Here is a 16,280-nt window from a genome sequence, read left to right on the forward strand (position 1 = left end):
ACGCCGGCCTGCTGGACGGCGCCGAGTGGTCGCTGCTCAGCCGCAACTACTTCCTGCAGACCGACTACCGCACCGACCCTTCGCCCAGCGGCCAGAGCCGGCGCCAGGAATGGGCCCAGGGCTTCATCGCGGATTTGCGCTCGGGCTTCACCGCCGGCACCCTCGGCCTGGGCTTCGACGCCCACGCCTTCCTCGGCCTGAAGCTCGACGGCGGCCGTGGCCACGCCGGCACCGGCCTGCTGCCGCTGAACGCCGACGGCGAGGCGGCGGACGACTACTCCGACGCCGGCGGCGCGCTGAAACTGGACCTGTCGCGGACCACCCTGAAAATCGGCGAAATGACCGTGGAAACGCCGGTGTTCGACACCGCCGACAAGCGCCTGCAACCCGAGTACGCCAGCGGCACCCTGCTCGACTCCCGCGAACTGGACGGCGTGCGCTTCCAGGCCGGGCGCTTCACCTCGTTCAAGAACCAGGATGCCAGCTCCGGGCGTGGCGACTTCGACGGCTACGGCGCCAGCACCCGGCACGGCGCGGTGAGCTTCGCCGGGGCCGACTTCAGCCCCGCCGGCGCCTTCGGCGGCTCGCTGTTCGCCGGCCAGCTCGACGACATCTGGCGGCAGTACTACCTGAACCTGCACTACAACCAGGGCGGCCTGCTGCTGGACGGCAACCTCTACCGCACCCGCGACCAGGGCCAGGCTCGCGCCGGCGCCATCGACACCAGCGCCTGGAGCCTGGCGGCGCGCTACCGGGTGGGCGCCCAGGGTTTCCTGCTGGGTTACCAGCGAATCGACGGCGACACGCCCTTCGACTTCGTCGGCGGCGACTCCATCTACCTCGCCAACTCGATCAAGTACGCCGACTTCAACGGCCCCGGCGAGCGCTCCTGGCAGCTGCGCTACGACCTCGACCTGGGCACCTTCGGCATGCCCGGCCTGAACTTCATGACCCGCTACGTGCGCGGCAGCGACATCGACGGCAGCCACGCCCCGGCCGATGGCGCCTACGCCGGCCAGTACGGCCGCGACGGCCGCCACTGGGAACGCGACAGCGAGCTGCGCTACGTGTTCCAGTCCGGCCCGGCCAAGGACCTCTCGCTGTCCCTGGCGCAAGTCAGCCACCGCGCCGACGACGCCCAGGGCGGCGCCGACATCGACCGCCTCTACCTGGTCATCGAGTATCCGCTGAAGGGCTCATTCTGAGTTCGCGGCAGGCCAGGTTGGCGCCGCTGAACTGGGCGGCGTCCTGCTCGAAGATGTCGCTCAGCCAGTTGCCCACCGCCTGGAAGCGGCCGATGCGCCCGGCGTCGCGGTGGCTGAGCAGCCAGATTTCGCGCGCCACCACCGGGCCGCTGAGGCGCACCAGGCCGTTGCGCTCGCCGAGGATGCACGGCAGCAGGGCCATGCCCAGGCCGGTCTCGCAGGCGTGGGTCAGGGTGGTCACGCTGCTGGCCCGCAGCGCGTAGCCGGCGTTCGGCGCGAAATTACGCAGCCAGCGCATTTCCGGGGTGTCGTCGAGTTCCTCGCCATAGGCCAGCCACGGCTGCTGCGGCCAGTCCTGCGGCGGCAGCTGGCTGAAGGCGGTGGCGGCGTACACCGCGAAGCCGATGTCGGCGACCTTGCGCATCACCAGCGCGGCGTCCTCCTGCGGGCGCGCCAGGCGCAGGGCGAAGTCGGCCTCGCGGCGGGTGAAGGACAGCGAGCGGTTGGCCGGGATCAGTTCCAGCTGCAGGTTCGGGTAGGTGCGCGACAGCTGCGGCATGTGCTGCACCAGCCAGTGGCTGAAGAGAAAGTCGATCGAGGTGATGCTCACCGAGCCGCTGATGGCGCTGGCCTCGCTGCGCGCTTCGAGGAGCATGCTCTGCACGTCGCCGAGGATGCGCTCGCCGTAGTCGATGAACGCCAGGCCCGCGTCGGTCGCCTTGTAGCCGGCGTTGTCGCGGATGAACAGGCGCGTCTGCAAGGCGGCTTCGGCGGCCACCAGGCGCCGGCTCATGGTCGAGGGGTCGACCCCCAGCGAACGGCCGGCGGCGCTCAGGCTGCCGTGGCGGGCCAGGGCCAGGAGGATGGGGATGTCGTTCCAGTCGAAATTCATCGCGCGTCGCTCCGGCAAGGTCTCTGCGTCGGGGGTTTTTCACCATAGCAGCGTCGCGCCGCCGACGCACGGCCACGACCGCTCGGCCGGCAGAGCCTCCGCCGCGCCGTGGTCGGCGTAGGCTGGAGCGACAAGATACGGAGGAAGCCAGCATGCGCCTGCACAGCCACCCCGGCCCCGAGTTGCACGAGGCCCGCCGCGCCACCTTCCTGCGCTGGGCGCAGACCGCCCAGTGGCTGGGCCTGGTCATGCTCCTGCTGACCATCGGCCTGGCCGCGCTGGGTGACGGTGACAGCGACGAAGGCTACATGAGCATCGTCACCCTCTGCGGCGGCATCGGCCTGCTGGCGCTGGTCTGCGCGCGCTCGGTGATCGCCCACTACCACGGCGACGACGAACAACCACACTGACCGGCGCGGGGCCTCAGCCGAAGCGCACGCAGTAGATCGGCGGCAGGTGCGCGGAGAGGCATTCCCAGCGCTCCCCGCCATCCTCGGAAAGCCACAGCCCGCCGGTGGTCGAGCCCATCGCCAGGCGCTCGCCATCATCGTCGACGGCCAGGCCGTGGCGGTACACCAGGTCATAGCAGGGTCCCTGCGGCAAGCCGTGGTCGAGGGCCTGGAAACTCTTGCCGCCATCGCGCGTACGGTTGACCAGCAGGCGCCCGGCCACCGGAACGCGGCAGGCGTCCTTCTGCGCCGGGACGAACCAGGCGGTGTCCGGACGGGTGGGATGCACGGCCACGGCGAAGCCGAAGCTGGACGGTTGCGCCGGCACGTCGCGCCAGTTCGCCCCGCCATCGGTGGAGGTGAAGATGCCGTTGTGGTGCTGCACCCACAGCCGGTCCGGCAGCGCCGGGCAGTGCACCAGGCGGTGCGGGTCCTGGATGGCGCCCTCCTCGTGCAGTTCCGCCGGCATGTAGTCGGCGAACATGCCGGCGGTGGTGTTGACCCAGCTGGCGCCGTCGTCGCGGCTCTGCCAGACGCCGCCGCAGGACACCCCGACGGTGAGGTGGCGGCTGTCGCGCGGGTCGACGCTGACCGAGTGGATGCCCGGCCAGTCGTAGCCGCCGCCGAACCAGCGGGCGCGCTCGGGGCGGTCCCACAGCGGGCGGTTGAGGGTCCAGCTGTCGCCGTGGTCGTCGCTGCGGAACAGGCCGCCGGGGATGGTCCCGGCCCAGAGGGTGCCGGCCTGGTCGGTGCCGCCGGTCTCCAGGCACCAGATCAGCTGCAGGCTCCAGGGCGCCTGCGGGGCCTCGCCCTCAGCCGGGGCCGGCAGCGCCTCGGGCTGCGCCGGGTAGACCGGCACCGCGCATTCGTGCCACTCGCCGCCGCTGCGCTTGCGCCACAGCTTGCAGCCGAAGTGGCCGAGGTCGAGGGCGGCGTAGAGGGTTTCGTCGCGGGGGTCGGCCAGCAGCATGTTGACCGGCTCGCCGAGGAAATCCTGGCCGGCCTCGTGCCAGGCGCCGCGGTCCTGCAGGAAGGTGAACAGGCCCTTGCGCGTGGCCACCAGCAGTCGGTCTTCCATGTTGCCTCCTCAGCCGCCGGAGAGCGCCTGCACCACGTAGACCTCGCTGTCCGCCGCCAGGGCGTCGCCCAGGTGGCGGCGGTCGCGCAGGCGCAGGCCGTCGATGAACACGGTGACGTGGCGGCGCAGGCCGCCCTGGTCGTCCAGCAGGTAACCGCGCAGACGCGGGTGGCCGGCGAACACGCCCTCCAGCAGGCCGCCCAGGGTGGCGCCGGGCAGGTCCTGCTCGGGCACTTCCAGGTGGCGCTGGATGGAGGGGGCGAAGACGATGTGGGCCATGGGCTGCGCGCGGGGTTGCGGACTTCCCCTCAGTCTAGGAGGCGCGGACGGCGAACGGCCGGCGAATCGACCGGGCGGCACTTGGTTTCGATTCCGCTCAACCAAAGGTCGTTAAATTCACATTTAAAGCACCCATGGGCTGTGCGAGTCTCCTGGCATCTTCCCCGTCGCAGCCACACATGCACCTTCTGCAACAGCACTTCGCCGCCGCCAGTGTCTCCGCCGCCCAGGCCGGAGAGACCCTGCGCCTGCCGCGCGAACGCTGCCGCTGGCTGCTCCTGCAACCCCTCTCGCTGCCGCTGGAACTGGCCTTCTGGGCCCTCTGGCACTGCCGCCACGCGCGTCCCCCCGACAACGCCGCACGCTGACGGGCGCCCCACGCCCGACCCCACGACGGAACTACGCTGAACGGAGCGCCGCGCGCCCCGCGACAAGACGTAGCCGTTGCTTCGCCTGCTCGCCCCGTCCCGAGCCCCCTGTGGCCCGGCCGGCCGCGCAGGCCATCAGCGCGCCCACTGGCGCTATGCGAGAACGACAATGCAATTCGCCCCCGTGCAAGAGGCCCTTGACTTCCTGGCCGCCAACCCCGACATCGAGATGGTCGAGCTGTTCATCCTCGACGCCAACGGCGTGCCGCGCGGCAAGCTGCTGCACCGCGAGGAGCTGCGGGCCGTCTACGAGTCCGGCCGGCCCCTGCCGAGCACCATCCTCGGCCTCACCCTGCACGGCGAGGACGTCGAGGATTCCGGCCTGGTCTGGGACGTCGGCGACATCGACTGCCGCGCCTACCCGCTGCAAGGCAGCCTGGTGCGCCTGCCCTGGCGGCAGATTCCCACCGCCGCCGTGCAGGTCAGCATGCACCCGGTCGAAGGCAAGCCGGCCGACATCGCCGACCCGCGCCACGTGCTGCTCAAGGTCATCGACGAACTGCAGGCCGACGGCTACCACCCGGTGATGGCCTGCGAGCTGGAGTTCTACCTGCTCGACGCCAAGCGCGACGCCAACGGCCGCCCGCAACCGGCGCTGGATGCCGACGGCGGCCGCCCGCGCGCCACCCAGGTCTACGGCCTGCGCGAGCTGGAACAGATCGAGCCGTTCCTCGCCGACCTCTACGCCGCCTGCAAGGCCCAGGGCATCCCGGCGCGCACGGCGATTTCCGAATACGCCCCCGGCCAGGTGGAAATCACCCTGGAGCACGGCGACGCCCTGCTCGCCATGGACCAGGCCGTGCGCTACAAGCGCCTGGTCAAGGGCGTGGCGCACAAGCACGGCATGCAGGCCTGCTTCATGGCCAAGCCGTTCGACGACCTGGCCGGCACCGGCATGCACATGCACGTCTCGCTGGCGGATAAAGAAGGCAACAACCTCTTCGCCAGCGAAGACCCGGCCGGCACCCCGCTGCTGCGCCAGGCCGTCGGCGGCATGCTCAAGAGCCTGCTCGACTCGCTGCTGCTGTTCTGCCCCAACGCCAACTCCTACCGCCGCTTCCAGGCCAACAGCTACGCGCCGCTGGCGCCGACCTGGGGCTGCGACAACCGCACCGTCAGCCTGCGCGTACCGGGCGGTCCGGCGCATACCCGACACGTCGAGCACCGCATCTGCGGCGCCGACGCCAACCCCTACCTGGCCGCCGCGGCGATCCTCGCCGGCATCCACCGTGGCATCCGCGAGAACATCGACCCGGGCGCGCCGGTGGAAGGCAACGGCTACGCCCAGGCCAAGGAACTGCTGCCCACCGACTGGCTGACCTCGCTGCGCGCGCTGGAGCGCTCCAGCTGGGCGCGCGACGCGCTGGGCCATGAGTTCCTCGGCGTGTACCTGAAGGTCAAGCAGGCGGAGTACCGCCAGTTCATGGGTGAGGTCGGCGAGCAGGATTGGCGCTGGTATCTGCATCAGGCGTGAGGGTGAAAGAACCCTCTCCCCAACCCTCTCCCTGAAGGGAGAGGGGGCAGTCCGGCGCCGCCGGCTGACACCGTATTCAAGCCCTCGCTCCGAACAGTCCCCTCTCCCGCTTGCGGGAGAGGGCCAGGGAGAGGGAAACCAGGCAACAGGAAGACACAAGAATGAACGCCGCACTGAAACCCGCCAAGGCCGCCCCCGAGCGAGCGCCCTCCTATTATTCCGCCAGCCTGGCGGTGGAAACCGACTACCCGACCCTGCAGGGCGAGGTGAACGTCGACATCGCCATCATCGGTGGCGGCTTCACCGGCGTGACCACCGCCGTCGAGCTGGCCGAGCGCGGCTACAAGGTGGCCATCGTCGAGACCAACAAGGTCGGCTGGGGCGCCAGCGGGCGCAACGGCGGTCAGGTCACCGGCAGCCTGTCCGGCGACAGCGCCATGCGCAAGCAGATGCAGCAGTGGCTGGGCAGCGATGTCGACGACTTCATCTGGCACCTGCGCTGGCGCGGCCACGAGATCATCAGGAACCGCGTGGCCAAGTACGGCATCGACTGCGACCTCAAGTTCGGCCACCTGCACGCGGCCATGAAGCCCTCGCACATGGCCGAGCTGGAAGCCTCCTACGAGGAAGCCGTGCGCCGCGGCATGGGCGACGAAGTGACCCTGCTCGACGCCGCCGGGGTACGCCAGCACCTGGAAAGCGACCTCTACTGCGGCGCCCTGAAGAACACCCGCAACATGCACCTGCACCCGCTCAACCTGTGCATCGGCGAGGCGCGCGCGGTGGAAAGCCTGGGCGGGCTGATCTTCGAACACTCCGAGGTGCTGGACATCGTCCACGGCGCGCGTCCGGCGGTGGTCACCAGCAAGGGGCGGATCAACGCCGCGCAGATCCTCCTGGCCGGCGACGTCTACCACAAGCTGGAGCGCAAGCAGCTCAAGGGCATGATCTTCCCGGCCATGGGCGGCATCGTCACCACCAAGCCGCTGGGCGAGCTGGCCAAGCGGATCAACCCGCAGGACCTGGCCGTCTACGACTGCCGCTTCGTCCTCGACTACTACCGCCTGACCGGCGACGGTCGCCTGCTCTTCGGCGGCGGCGCCAACTACTCCGGGCGCGACTCGCGGGACATCGCCGGCGAACTGCGGCCGTGCATCGAGCGCACCTTCCCGGCGCTCAAGGGCGTGGAGATCGAGTTCCAGTGGAGCTGCGCCATGGGCATCGTGATGAACCGCATCCCGCAGCTGGGCAAGCTCTCCGACAACGTCTGGTACTGCCAGGGCTACTCCGGCCACGGCGTGGCCACCACCCACATCATGGGCGAGATCATGGCCACGGCGATGACCGGCGACCTGGAGAAGTTCGACAGCTTCGCCCAGTGCAAACACGTGAAGGTGCCGCTGGGCGACGTGTTCGGCAACCCGATGCTGGCGGCCGGCATGTGGTACTACCAGCTGCTGGAGAAATTCCGCTGAGATAACGGCTAGGGCGGCGGATAACCGCAAACGGTTATCCGCCCTACACCTACCCCACCCCGTAGGAGCGGGCCATGCCCGCGATCGCGCGCGCGGCGCGCTCCTACGTCCGCCTCGGGCGGCCTGGTGTAGGGCGCATAACGCCTACGGCGTTATCCGCCGGCCGTCGTCAGGCGGCGAGGCACAGCTCCAGGCCGGCTTCCAGCTGTTCGCGCAACCCGGCGTTGGCGCTGGCGATGAACACCAGGCAGTTGTCGCCCTCCTCCGCCTGCGCCGCCAGGAACTGGCTGCGCCCGCCGACGTACTGCAACCACAGCGGCTGCCCGCGCCCGCTCACCTGGACCCGGCCCTTGAGGCGGAACAGGCCTTCCGGCAACTGCTCCAGCCAGGCGCGCAGGCGCTGCGCGTCGAGCTGGCCGGCGTGGCGCCAGGTCCAGCTGTCGAACAACTCGCCGTGGTTTTGCCGGCTCACCGCCTGCAAGCGCGGCGCCGGCTGCTCCGGGCGCTCGCCGTAGAGCAGCGCGTCGGGAATCTGCGCCTGCACGGTCTGCAGCATCCGCCGCGGCTCGCCGAAGCGCTGGCGCAGCGCCTCCATCTGCTGCGGCGTGGCGATGTCCGCCTTGTTCAGCAGCAGCAGGTCGGCGGCCGCCGCCTGGCGGCGCTCCAGTTGCGCGTACTCGCCTTCCAGGGGTTGCTCGCGGGCGGCGTCCACCAGGGTGATGAGCGCGTCCAGGTGCATGTGCCGGCGCAGCTGCGGGTAGCCCAGGGCCTGGATGATCGGTTGCGGGTCGGCGACGCCGCTGCATTCGATGACGATGCGCTCCACCTGCGGCTGCAGCGCGGCCAGGCGGCCCAGCTGGGCCAGCAGGTCGTCCTGCATGGTGCAGCACAGGCAGCCGTTCTGCAGCGCGTACACCGCGTCGCTGTGTTCGGCGATCATCTCGGCGTCGACGTTGAGCTCGCCGAAGTCGTTGACGATCAGCGCCAGGCGCTGCCCGGCGCACTGCTGCACCAGGCGGCGCAGCAGGGTGGTCTTGCCGGCGCCGAGGAAGCCGGCGACCACGGTCACCGGGATGCTCATTGCGCTTCTCCCATGATGCGTGGCGCCTCGCCCTGCCATACCGCCTGCAGCGGGCCGTTGGCGAAGGCGCCCTGCTCGTCGTACACCGGGCGGCCCTCGACGAAGGTCAGGCGCACCTGGGTGCGGTGGATGTAGCCGCGCGCGGGTTCCGCGAAGAGGTCGCGGTCGAGGACGATGAAGTCCGCCGACTTGCCCGCCTCGATGCTCCCGGTCAGGTGCTCCAGGCCCATGGCGTGGGCGCCGTTCAGGGTCACCACCTTGAGCGCCTGCTCCAGGGCGATCGGCTCGCCGAAGCAGGCTGGGTCGTCGTTCCACGGGTTCTGCCGGGTAATCATGGTTTCCAGGGCCAGCCAGGGGTCGATGGAGGCCACCGGCCAGTCGGTGCCCATTACCGCGATGCCACCGGCGGCGAGCACGCCCTTGTAGTCGTAGATGCGCTTCAGCCGCTCGGCACCGTAGCCGGAGCGCGCGCCGCTGGCGAAGGGCGTCGGGTACCAGGCCGCCGGGGAGAATTCGGCGATCACTTCCAGCTCGCGGAAGCGCTTGAGGTTGCCCGGGTGCAGGATGGTGCTGTGCGCGCACTGGTGGCGGATGCCGCTGAAACCGTTGCGCCGGCGCGCCTCCGCCACCGCGTCGAGAAACACGTCGGAGGCGCCGTCGCCGGTGCAGTGGGCGATCACCCGGATGCCGCGGCGGTCCATGTCCACCACCATGTCGGTGATGTGCTCGGGGGTCAGGTTGAGCTTGCCGCGCCAGCTGCTCTCGCCCGGCCAGGGGTTGATCAGGAATGACGAGCGCGGCTCGACGGTGCCGTCGAAGTGGAACTTCACCGCGTTCGCCGACAGCCGCGCGCTGCGGTAGTAGTGGCGCTCGCCGCTGAGCAGCTCCCAGCGCCGGCGCACCGGGAAGATGTCGTCCTGCCAGCTGATCGCCGCTTCCACGCGCAGGGTCAGCTGGCCGGCGTCGTCCAGTTCCTTGAGCGCTTGCAGGCGGCGCTCGCAGACGTGCACGTACTTGCTCGCGGTGACCCCACGGGCGCTCTGGAAATGCACGCCGTCGCGGTAGGCGCGGCGCAGCACCTCGACCGGGGTCGGCGGCATGGCGGCGTGGATCAGCGCGTAGGCGCCGTCGATCAGCAGGCCGTTGGGCTCGCCGCTCAGCTCGTCGCGCTCCAGGTAGCCGTTGCGCGGGTCGGGCGTGGTGGCGTCGATGCCCGCCAGCTCCAGGGCGCGGGAGTTGACCATCATGGTCCCCCACATGCGGTCGAGCAGCGCCACCGGGCGGTCCGGCATGACGCTGTCGAGCCACTCGCGGCCCGGTTTCAGCCCGGCTTCGCGGAAGGTGTAGCGCACCCAGTACTGGCCGTAGACCCAGCCGTCGCCCGGGTGGCTGTCGGCGTAGGCACGGATGGCCGCGGCGAGCTGCTCGGGGGTCGGGTCCTCGATGCCGACGTCGAGGTCGTCGGCGTAGCGCGGCGCCAGGGCCAGGTCCGGGTGGGTGTGCATGTCGTGCAGGCCGGGCATGCAGAAGGCGCCGCCGAGGTCGTGGACCAGGGTCTGCGGGCCGACCAGGTACTCCAGCTCCTCGGCGCGGCCGACGGCGAGGAAGCGACCGTCGCGCACGGCCACCGCCTCGGCCCACGGCTGCGCCGGGTCCTGGGTGTAGAAGCGGCCGTTGCGCAGCAGCAGGTCGGCGTGGCGGTTGGCAGGTGAATGGGACGAACGGAACGAATCGGGCGCCGTCATGGGCGGTGCTCCTCTTGTTGTTTTGCGCCGAGTATAGGGAGCTGCCAACGACCACGGACTAGCATAAGATGACAACTCGCTAGCCTCAGATAACAAGAAAAACCATGCCCGACCAACAGTCAGACATCGACTACGCGGCGCGCCAGCTGTTCCAGCGCTTCCTCGAGGAATGGCACGCGCGCCCGCAGCTGCCGCCCCTGGCGCCCTTGCTCGCCGGCCTCGGCGTGCCCGCCGCCGAAGCCGCCGGGGCGATGACCTTCGCCCGTTACTACCGCCTGCTGCGGCAGACCGCCGGGCTGCTCGGCGCCAGCGACTTCTTCCTGCGCGTGGGCCAGCGCTACAACCTGTTCGACCTCGGGGTGATCGGCTACGCGCTGATCAGCGCGGCGAGCCTGCGGCGCTCCTGGGACATCTCCCTGGGGCAGCCGTCGAGCCTGCTGCCGCACCCGATCCACGTCGCCCGCGAAGAGCACGGCGAGCACCTGGTGCTGGTGCTGCAGGCGCCGCCGTTCAGCCCCATGGAAAGCCAGGCGCTGCTGGAGGAATGGTTCAGCAGCACCTGGCGCTGGCTGTGCCAGCGCCTGCCGGAGCTGGCCGACTGCGCCGGCATGCAGGCCCGCCTGCCGTTCCCGCCACCGCCCCATGCCGCGCTGTACGCCGAGCTGTTCCCCGGCCGCGTCGAGTTCGCCGCTCCGCGCGCCGAGCTGCGCATCCCGCGGGAATTCCACGACCGCCCGTTCTCCACCTCCAACCCCTCAGTGCTGCGCCTGTGCCAGGCCCAGGGCGCGGCCACCCTGGCCAGCTTCGAGAGCGGCGAGGCGCTGCCCGACGACCTGCGCTTCTACCTGCTGCAGAACGCCCGCGTGCCGCTGCCGGACCTGGAGCAGGCCGCCGCGCACTTCCGCCTGCCGCCGCACACCCTGCAACGGCGCCTGCGCGCCCACGGCCTGACCTTCAAGGGCGTGGTCTACGAAGTGCGCATGGCCCTGGCCGAGCGCTACCTGCTGGCCAGCCGCCTGAGTTTGCAGGAGATCGCCTTCCTGCTCGGCTACGAACACGTCACCAGTTTCCACCGCGCCTTCCTGCGCCACGCCGGGACCACCCCGGAAGGCTTCCGCCAGCGGCGCGCCCGCGCCCCCCAGGAGTGAACCATGCGTTTTCCCTCGATGACCGCCCTGCGCGTGCTCGACGCCGTCGCCCGGCTCGGCAGCCTGTCCGCCGCCGCCGGCGAGCTGAGCCTCACCCGCAGCGCGGTAAGCCACCAGCTGCGCAGCCTGGAGGAAAGCCTGGGCACCGCGCTGATCGAAAAGGCCGGGCGCGGCATCGTCCTGACCTACCGCGGCGAGTACTTCGCCCGCGAGACCCAGCGCGCCCTGGCGATCCTCAACGAGGCGCGGCGCTTCACCGACGCCGAGGAAATCGCCGGGCGCCTGTGCGTCAGCTGCACCCCCGGCTTCGCCACCTACTGGCTGTGCCACCAGATCGGCAAGTTCCAGCGCGCCCACCCGCAGGTGGAACTGAACCTGGTGTCGCCACGGATTCCCGACGACGTCAGCAACCGCGAGGTCGACCTGTTCATCGCCTACGGCGTGGGCGACTGGACCGACCTGCACGTGGAGCTGATCGCCACCCTCGACACCTTCCCGGTGTGCAGCCCCTCGCTGCTCAACGCCGCCGGCGGCCTGGACTCCCCGGAAGACCTGGCCAACCTGCCGCTGCTGCACATGGTCGACCACTCCGACTGGCTGCTGTGGGCGGCTGCCGCCGGGGTGCGCGACCTCAACGTGCGCAACGGCATCGTCTTCTCCGACGCGCACCTGGTGCAGTCGGCGGCCATCGCCGGGCAGGGCGTGGCCATGGGCGACGCCCTGGTCAGCGGCGACGCCATGGCCAAGGGCCAGCTGGTGCGCCTGTTCAACGTCTCCATCGAGCCGCCGAACCGCTACTACTTCGTCACCGACCCGGCCAAGACCGAGCGCCCCGACGTGCAGGCCTTCAAGGCCTGGACCAAGGCCGAGCTGCGCCTTTCCGAGCAGTTCCGCAAGGGCAGCCGGGGCGGCGTGATTGGTGAATGAAATTGAACAATGACAGCAAAAAAACGCGATTGAAGCGAAGGAGGATTTGACAATACTGCGCAAAAGGGTGGCTGACCGAGCAGTCGCCACTCGCCGAGAACAAGAATAAAACGAGGTAAATGCAGTGGAGCGACAGCCCCAACTCCGTGCCATCGACATCGGCAAGCGCTATGGCGACTTCCGCGCCCTGAGCGATGTGTCCATCGATATCCAGCAGGGCGAGTTCCTCACCCTCCTCGGCCCCTCCGGCTCCGGCAAGACCACCTTCCTGATGATCCTCGCCGGCTTCCAGGACCCGTCCAGCGGGCGCCTCGAGGCCCACGGCCAGGACATCACCCGGCGCCCGGCGGAAAAGCGCAACTTCGGCATGGTGTTCCAGGGCTACGCACTGTTCCCGCACATGAGCATCGACGACAACGTCGCCTTCCCGCTGAAGATCCGTGGCGTGAAAGCCGAGGAACGCAACCGCCGGGTGCGCCACATGCTCGAAGTGGTGGGCCTGGGCGAGCACCGCGGCAAGCGCCCCGGCGAGCTGTCCGGCGGCCAGCAGCAGCGCGTGGCGATCGCCCGCGCGCTGGTCTTCGAGCCCGACCTGCTGCTGCTCGACGAACCGCTCTCGGCCCTCGACAAGAACCTGCGCGAGCAACTGCAGCAGGAACTCCAGCGCATCCACCGGCAGGTCGGCACCACCTTCGTGTTCGTCACCCACGACCAGAACGAAGCGCTGGCGCTGTCCACCCGCATCGCCATCTTCAACCGTGGCCAGCTGGCGCAGATCGACAGCCCGCAGACCATCTACAACCAGCCCAGCAACCGTTTCGTCGCCGAGTTCCTCGGAAAGATGAACCTGTTCCCGCTGAGCCAGGTGGGCCGCGCCGGCGCCCTGGCGCGCGGGCGCTTCGGCGACGCCGAGCTGCACGCCGAACCCTCCGCCGCGCTGGACGCCGCCGCGCCGCTGCTGGCCGTGCGCCCCGAGCACATGCAACTGCACAGCACGCCGCCGCAGGTGGAAGGCCACAACGTGGTGCAGGCGGTGCTCACCGCCAAGACCTACCAGGGCGCCAGCACCGAGCTGGGCCTGGCCACCGCCGCCGAGGGCGCGCCGCCGATGAGCCTGGCGGTGCACGCCGAGCACCAGGCCGCGCGCCTCGACCAGGGCGCCCGCGTGTGGCTGAGCTGGCCGATCGAGAAAAGCCTGCTGCTCGCCTGAGCAGCCGGCCACAACGACTTCACCCCCCTTTTCATCCCCTCCCGGGAGTCGCCCGCATGTTCAATCCGCACCAGCAAGACTGCATCGAAGTCCTCATGGAAAAAGCCCGTCGCGGGCAGATCGACCGCCGCACCTTCCTCAAGGGCATGGGCCTGATGGCCGCCCTGCCGCTGGCCCTGCGCAGCGGCGTCAGCTTCGCCGCCGGCGACAAGCCGCTGGTGGTGGTGAACTGGGGCGGCGACGCGATCAAGGCGTTCGGCAAGGCCTGGACCGAAGGCTTCTCCAAGGCCACCGGGATTCCGGTGAAGATCGACGGCAGCGGCCCCACCGAGGGCGCCATCCGCACCCAGATGAGCAGCGGCCGGGTGAGCTGGGACGTGGTCGACGCGGAAAGCTCGATCCTGCAGAACCTGGGCAAGGAAAACCTGGTCGAGCCGATCGACTACAGCGTCGTCTCCAAGGACAAGGTGCTGCCCGGCTTCGCCTACGAATACGGCATCGCCGACTACATGCTCAGCTACGTGATCGCCTACGACAGCGAGCGCTTCGGCGACAAGGCGCCGAAGACCTGGAAGGACTTCTGGGACGTCGAGACCTTCCCCGGCAAGCGCACCCTGTACAAGTGGATGAACGGCATGCTCGAAGCCGCGCTGCTGGCCGACGGCGTGCCGGCGGACAAGCTCTACCCGCTGGACGTGGCGCGCGCGCTGAAGAAGATCGACGAACTCAAGCCCCACGTGCTGGCCTTCTGGGGCTCGGGCGCGGAAACCCAGCAGCTGCTGATCGAGGGCGAAGTGAGCATGGGCGCGATCTGGAACACCCGCGCCCAGGTCATCACCGAGGACAGCGAGGGCCGCATCAAGTGGACCTTCGACAACGCCCTGCTGGGCTGCAGCAACTGGGGCGTGCTCAAGGGCAACCCGGCGGGCAAGGACGCGGCCATGCGCTTCATCGCCTACGCCCAGGACCCGCAATCCCAGGTGGAGCTGTTCAAGATGTTCGGCAACGGCCCGGCCAACCCGGCCGCCGCCGCGCTGATCCCGGCCGACCGCAAGCACCTGAACTGCACCGACCCGGACAACCTGCCCCGGCAGATCATGCTCAGCCACGAGTGGTACACCGACCACTACGCGGCGAGCCTGGAGCAGTACCTCACCCACGTGTCCAAGTGAGGAACGCGCCATGGCGGAGAATCCCTCGCGGCTGAAGCTGGCGTTCCTGCTGGCGCCGCTGCCGCTGGTGCTGCTGCTGTTCTACGTGCTGCCCTTCGCCGGGGTGGTGGGCTGGAGCTTCAGCCTGCCCACCCCGGGCATCGAGCAGTACGAGCGCATCGCCAGCGACCCGGCGATCCACGACGTGCTCTGGCGCACCTTCCGGCTGTGCACCACGGTGAGCGTGGTGTCGCTGCTGATCGCCTACCTGATGGCCTACTGCTGGGTGTACAGCCCGCCGTTCTGGCAGCGCATGGTGGAAATCTGCGTGTTCATCCCGTTCTGGCTGTCGGTGCTGGTGCGCGCCTTCGGCTGGCTGATCGCCCTGCGCAGCAACGGCCTGCTCAACGGCTGGCTGCAGGCGCTGGGGATCACCAGCGAGCCGTTGCAGCTCACGCGCAACGAGCTGGGCGTGGTGATCGGCATGGTCCACTTCATGGTGCCCTTCGCGCTGTTCCCGCTGGTGTCGACCATGCGCCGCCTCGACCCGCGCGTGCTGCTGGCCGCGCGCGGCCTGGGCGCCGGGCAGCTGCGCACCTTCTGGAGCGTGTTCGTGCCGCAGACCGTGCCGGGCATCCTCGGCGCCTTCATCATCGTCTTCGTGTTCTGCCTGGGCTTCTTCATCACCCCGGCGATCCTCGGCGGCGGGCAGACCGTGATGGTGGCCGAGTACGTCTACCTGCAGATGTTCCAGACCAGCAACTGGGGCCTGGGCGCGGCACTCTCGGTGGTGCTGCTGGCGCTGGTGGCGGGGCTGATCTGGGCGCTGCTGCGCATGACCCGCGTCGACAAACTGGTGGGCTGAGACGATGAACGCACACGAAAGCCGGGCGCCGAGCCGCCTGCTCGCCGCCATGGCGATGATCTTCATGCTGTTCCCGCTGCTGGCGGTGATCCCGGTGTCCTTCACCAGCAAGCGCTTCCTGTCGATGCCCGACGGCAACTGGTCGCTGCGCCACTACAAGGCGCTGCTGGACAGCCCCGAGTGGCTCTCGGCGGTGGGCCAGAGCCTGGCGGTGGCCAGCGCCACCTGCGTGATCGCCACCGCCCTGGCGGTGAGCTTCGCCCTGGGCATCTGGTACCTGCGCTCGCGCTGGGCGACCCTGCTGATCGGCCTGGTGCTGCTGCCCATGGCGATCCCGCCGATGATCTCGGCGATGGTCCTGTACTTCATGGAAACCACGGTGAGCAAGTTCGCTCCGGGCCTGGGCTACGATACCCTGTTCGGCCTGACCATCGCCCACATCGTGATGGTGGTGCCCTACGGCGTGGTGACCATGCTGGTGGCGCTGAGCCAACTGGACCGACGCATCGAACTGGCCGCGCGCAACCTCGGCGCGAGCCTGGCGCAGACCACCTTCATGGTGGTGCTGCCGAACCTCAAGCTGGGCGTGGCCAGCACGGCGCTGCTGTGCTTCGCGCTGAGCTGGGAAGAGATCGCGGTGACCCTGTTCGTCACCAGCACCGAGGTCAACACCCTGCCCCGGCAGATCTGGTCGGGCCTGCGCGACAACATCGACCCGGCGGTGGCGGCCATCTCGGTGCTGCTGATCGCCATCACCCTGCTCGCCCTCCTCGGCCGCATGCTGGCCAGCCGCGCCGCCGCGAGGCCGGCCGGGCACTGAGCAACCACGCCGACGACGCTGTCCGGGGGATTGTCGGCGCCCCGGACAGCGTC

The 16,280-nt window shown here is 69.7% G+C and carries 16 protein-coding genes; 11 read left to right on the plus strand and 5 right to left on the minus strand.

Annotated elements, in window-relative coordinates; genetic code table 11:
• Positions 1–1,205: OprD family porin (locus P3W75_RS02375; RefSeq protein ID WP_276225768.1), on the plus strand; the 1,205-nt coding region annotated here is incomplete at its 5' end.
• Here the strand turns inward: P3W75_RS02375 and P3W75_RS02380 are convergent.
• Positions 1,174–2,097 carry a LysR family transcriptional regulator gene (locus tag P3W75_RS02380; protein WP_276225769.1) on the minus strand — a complete coding sequence of 308 codons (924 nt, stop codon included), beginning with the start codon at positions 2,095–2,097 and terminating at the stop codon, positions 1,174–1,176. The genes P3W75_RS02375 and P3W75_RS02380 overlap by 32 nt on opposite strands.
• Before the next feature lie 152 nt (positions 2,098–2,249).
• Here P3W75_RS02380 and P3W75_RS02385 point away from each other — a divergent pair, with 152 nt between their 5' ends.
• Positions 2,250–2,507: a hypothetical protein gene (locus P3W75_RS02385; protein WP_276225770.1), complete on the plus strand. Its 258-nt coding sequence runs from the start codon at positions 2,250–2,252 to the stop codon at positions 2,505–2,507.
• Positions 2,508–2,520: 13 nt separating this feature from the next.
• Here the strand turns inward: P3W75_RS02385 and P3W75_RS02390 are convergent, their stop codons facing one another.
• Both P3W75_RS02390 and P3W75_RS02395 read right to left on the minus strand, forming a co-directional pair.
• Positions 2,521–3,624, minus strand: a complete 1,104-nt coding sequence (locus tag P3W75_RS02390; RefSeq protein WP_276225771.1) for a WD40/YVTN/BNR-like repeat-containing protein — start codon at positions 3,622–3,624, stop codon at positions 2,521–2,523.
• A gap of 9 nt (positions 3,625–3,633) precedes the next feature.
• The gene (locus P3W75_RS02395; protein WP_276225772.1) at positions 3,634–3,903 is read right to left on the minus strand and encodes a MoaD/ThiS family protein; all 270 of its coding nucleotides are present in this window, start codon (positions 3,901–3,903) and stop codon (positions 3,634–3,636) included.
• A gap of 179 nt (positions 3,904–4,082) precedes the next feature.
• Between P3W75_RS02395 and P3W75_RS02400 the strand changes: the two genes are divergently transcribed.
• The 3 genes from P3W75_RS02400 (at position 4,083) to P3W75_RS02410 (ending at position 7,280) form a co-directional block, all read left to right on the plus strand.
• The gene (locus P3W75_RS02400; protein WP_276225773.1) at positions 4,083–4,271 is read left to right on the plus strand and encodes a hypothetical protein; all 189 of its coding nucleotides are present in this window, start codon (positions 4,083–4,085) and stop codon (positions 4,269–4,271) included.
• Positions 4,272–4,440: 169 nt separating this feature from the next.
• On the plus strand, positions 4,441–5,805 hold the full coding sequence (locus P3W75_RS02405) for a glutamine synthetase family protein (RefSeq protein WP_276225774.1): 1,365 nt from the start codon (positions 4,441–4,443) through the stop codon (positions 5,803–5,805).
• Positions 5,806–5,966: 161 nt separating this feature from the next.
• Positions 5,967–7,280: an NAD(P)/FAD-dependent oxidoreductase gene (locus P3W75_RS02410; RefSeq protein ID WP_276225775.1), complete on the plus strand. Its 1,314-nt coding sequence runs from the start codon at positions 5,967–5,969 to the stop codon at positions 7,278–7,280.
• Between the two features lie 169 nt (positions 7,281–7,449).
• Here P3W75_RS02410 and P3W75_RS02415 read toward each other — a convergent pair whose 3' ends face one another.
• The gene (locus tag P3W75_RS02415; protein ID WP_276225776.1) at positions 7,450–8,361 is read right to left on the minus strand and encodes a CobW family GTP-binding protein; all 912 of its coding nucleotides are present in this window, start codon (positions 8,359–8,361) and stop codon (positions 7,450–7,452) included.
• Positions 8,358–10,106 carry an amidohydrolase gene (locus P3W75_RS02420; RefSeq protein WP_276225777.1) on the minus strand — a complete coding sequence of 583 codons (1,749 nt, stop codon included), beginning with the start codon at positions 10,104–10,106 and terminating at the stop codon, positions 8,358–8,360. The genes P3W75_RS02415 and P3W75_RS02420 overlap by 4 nt, the downstream gene beginning before the upstream one ends.
• 104 nt (positions 10,107–10,210) lie before the next feature.
• Between P3W75_RS02420 and P3W75_RS02425 the strand changes: the two genes are divergently transcribed.
• The 6 genes from P3W75_RS02425 (at position 10,211) to P3W75_RS02450 (ending at position 16,227) form a co-directional block, all read left to right on the plus strand.
• Positions 10,211–11,254 carry a helix-turn-helix transcriptional regulator gene (locus P3W75_RS02425; RefSeq protein WP_276225778.1) on the plus strand — a complete coding sequence of 348 codons (1,044 nt, stop codon included), beginning with the start codon at positions 10,211–10,213 and terminating at the stop codon, positions 11,252–11,254.
• A gap of 3 nt (positions 11,255–11,257) precedes the next feature.
• Positions 11,258–12,181: a LysR substrate-binding domain-containing protein gene (locus P3W75_RS02430; RefSeq protein WP_276225779.1), complete on the plus strand. Its 924-nt coding sequence runs from the start codon at positions 11,258–11,260 to the stop codon at positions 12,179–12,181.
• Positions 12,182–12,305: 124 nt separating this feature from the next.
• Positions 12,306–13,391, plus strand: a complete 1,086-nt coding sequence (locus P3W75_RS02435) for an ABC transporter ATP-binding protein (RefSeq protein ID WP_276225780.1) — start codon at positions 12,306–12,308, stop codon at positions 13,389–13,391.
• Positions 13,392–13,447: 56 nt separating this feature from the next.
• Positions 13,448–14,563, plus strand: a complete 1,116-nt coding sequence (locus P3W75_RS02440) for an ABC transporter substrate-binding protein (protein ID WP_276225781.1) — start codon at positions 13,448–13,450, stop codon at positions 14,561–14,563.
• 10 nt (positions 14,564–14,573) lie between these two features.
• Positions 14,574–15,407 (plus strand): ABC transporter permease, encoded by an 834-nt coding sequence (locus P3W75_RS02445; protein WP_276225782.1) that lies wholly within the window; start codon positions 14,574–14,576, stop codon positions 15,405–15,407.
• 4 nt (positions 15,408–15,411) lie between these two features.
• The gene (locus tag P3W75_RS02450) at positions 15,412–16,227 is read left to right on the plus strand and encodes an ABC transporter permease (RefSeq protein WP_276225783.1); all 816 of its coding nucleotides are present in this window, start codon (positions 15,412–15,414) and stop codon (positions 16,225–16,227) included.
• Positions 16,228–16,280 lie beyond the last annotated feature (53 nt).

It is taken from the genome of Pseudomonas citronellolis (assembly GCF_029335315.1).
Lineage (GTDB): Bacteria > Pseudomonadota > Gammaproteobacteria > Pseudomonadales > Pseudomonadaceae > Pseudomonas > Pseudomonas citronellolis_A.

Bases quoted from the DNA above. Each gene is read 5' to 3' on its own strand.
- P3W75_RS02450 (WP_276225783.1), top strand. From the start codon at position 15,412: ATGAACGCACACGAAAGCCGGGCGCCGAGCCGCCTGCTCGCCGCCATG.
- P3W75_RS02405 (WP_276225774.1), top strand. From the start codon at position 4,441: ATGCAATTCGCCCCCGTGCAAGAGGCCCTTGACTTCCTGGCCGCCAAC.
- P3W75_RS02380 (WP_276225769.1), bottom strand. From the start codon at position 2,097: ATGAATTTCGACTGGAACGACATCCCCATCCTCCTGGCCCTGGCCCGC.
- P3W75_RS02385 (WP_276225770.1), top strand. From the start codon at position 2,250: ATGCGCCTGCACAGCCACCCCGGCCCCGAGTTGCACGAGGCCCGCCGC.
- P3W75_RS02440 (WP_276225781.1), top strand. From the start codon at position 13,448: ATGTTCAATCCGCACCAGCAAGACTGCATCGAAGTCCTCATGGAAAAA.
- P3W75_RS02410 (WP_276225775.1), top strand. From the start codon at position 5,967: ATGAACGCCGCACTGAAACCCGCCAAGGCCGCCCCCGAGCGAGCGCCC.
- P3W75_RS02445 (WP_276225782.1), top strand. From the start codon at position 14,574: ATGGCGGAGAATCCCTCGCGGCTGAAGCTGGCGTTCCTGCTGGCGCCG.
- P3W75_RS02415 (WP_276225776.1), bottom strand. From the start codon at position 8,361: ATGAGCATCCCGGTGACCGTGGTCGCCGGCTTCCTCGGCGCCGGCAAG.
- P3W75_RS02390 (WP_276225771.1), bottom strand. From the start codon at position 3,624: ATGGAAGACCGACTGCTGGTGGCCACGCGCAAGGGCCTGTTCACCTTC.
- P3W75_RS02430 (WP_276225779.1), top strand. From the start codon at position 11,258: ATGCGTTTTCCCTCGATGACCGCCCTGCGCGTGCTCGACGCCGTCGCC.
- P3W75_RS02400 (WP_276225773.1), top strand. From the start codon at position 4,083: ATGCACCTTCTGCAACAGCACTTCGCCGCCGCCAGTGTCTCCGCCGCC.
- P3W75_RS02420 (WP_276225777.1), bottom strand. From the start codon at position 10,106: ATGACGGCGCCCGATTCGTTCCGTTCGTCCCATTCACCTGCCAACCGC.
- P3W75_RS02425 (WP_276225778.1), top strand. From the start codon at position 10,211: ATGCCCGACCAACAGTCAGACATCGACTACGCGGCGCGCCAGCTGTTC.
- P3W75_RS02395 (WP_276225772.1), bottom strand. From the start codon at position 3,903: ATGGCCCACATCGTCTTCGCCCCCTCCATCCAGCGCCACCTGGAAGTG.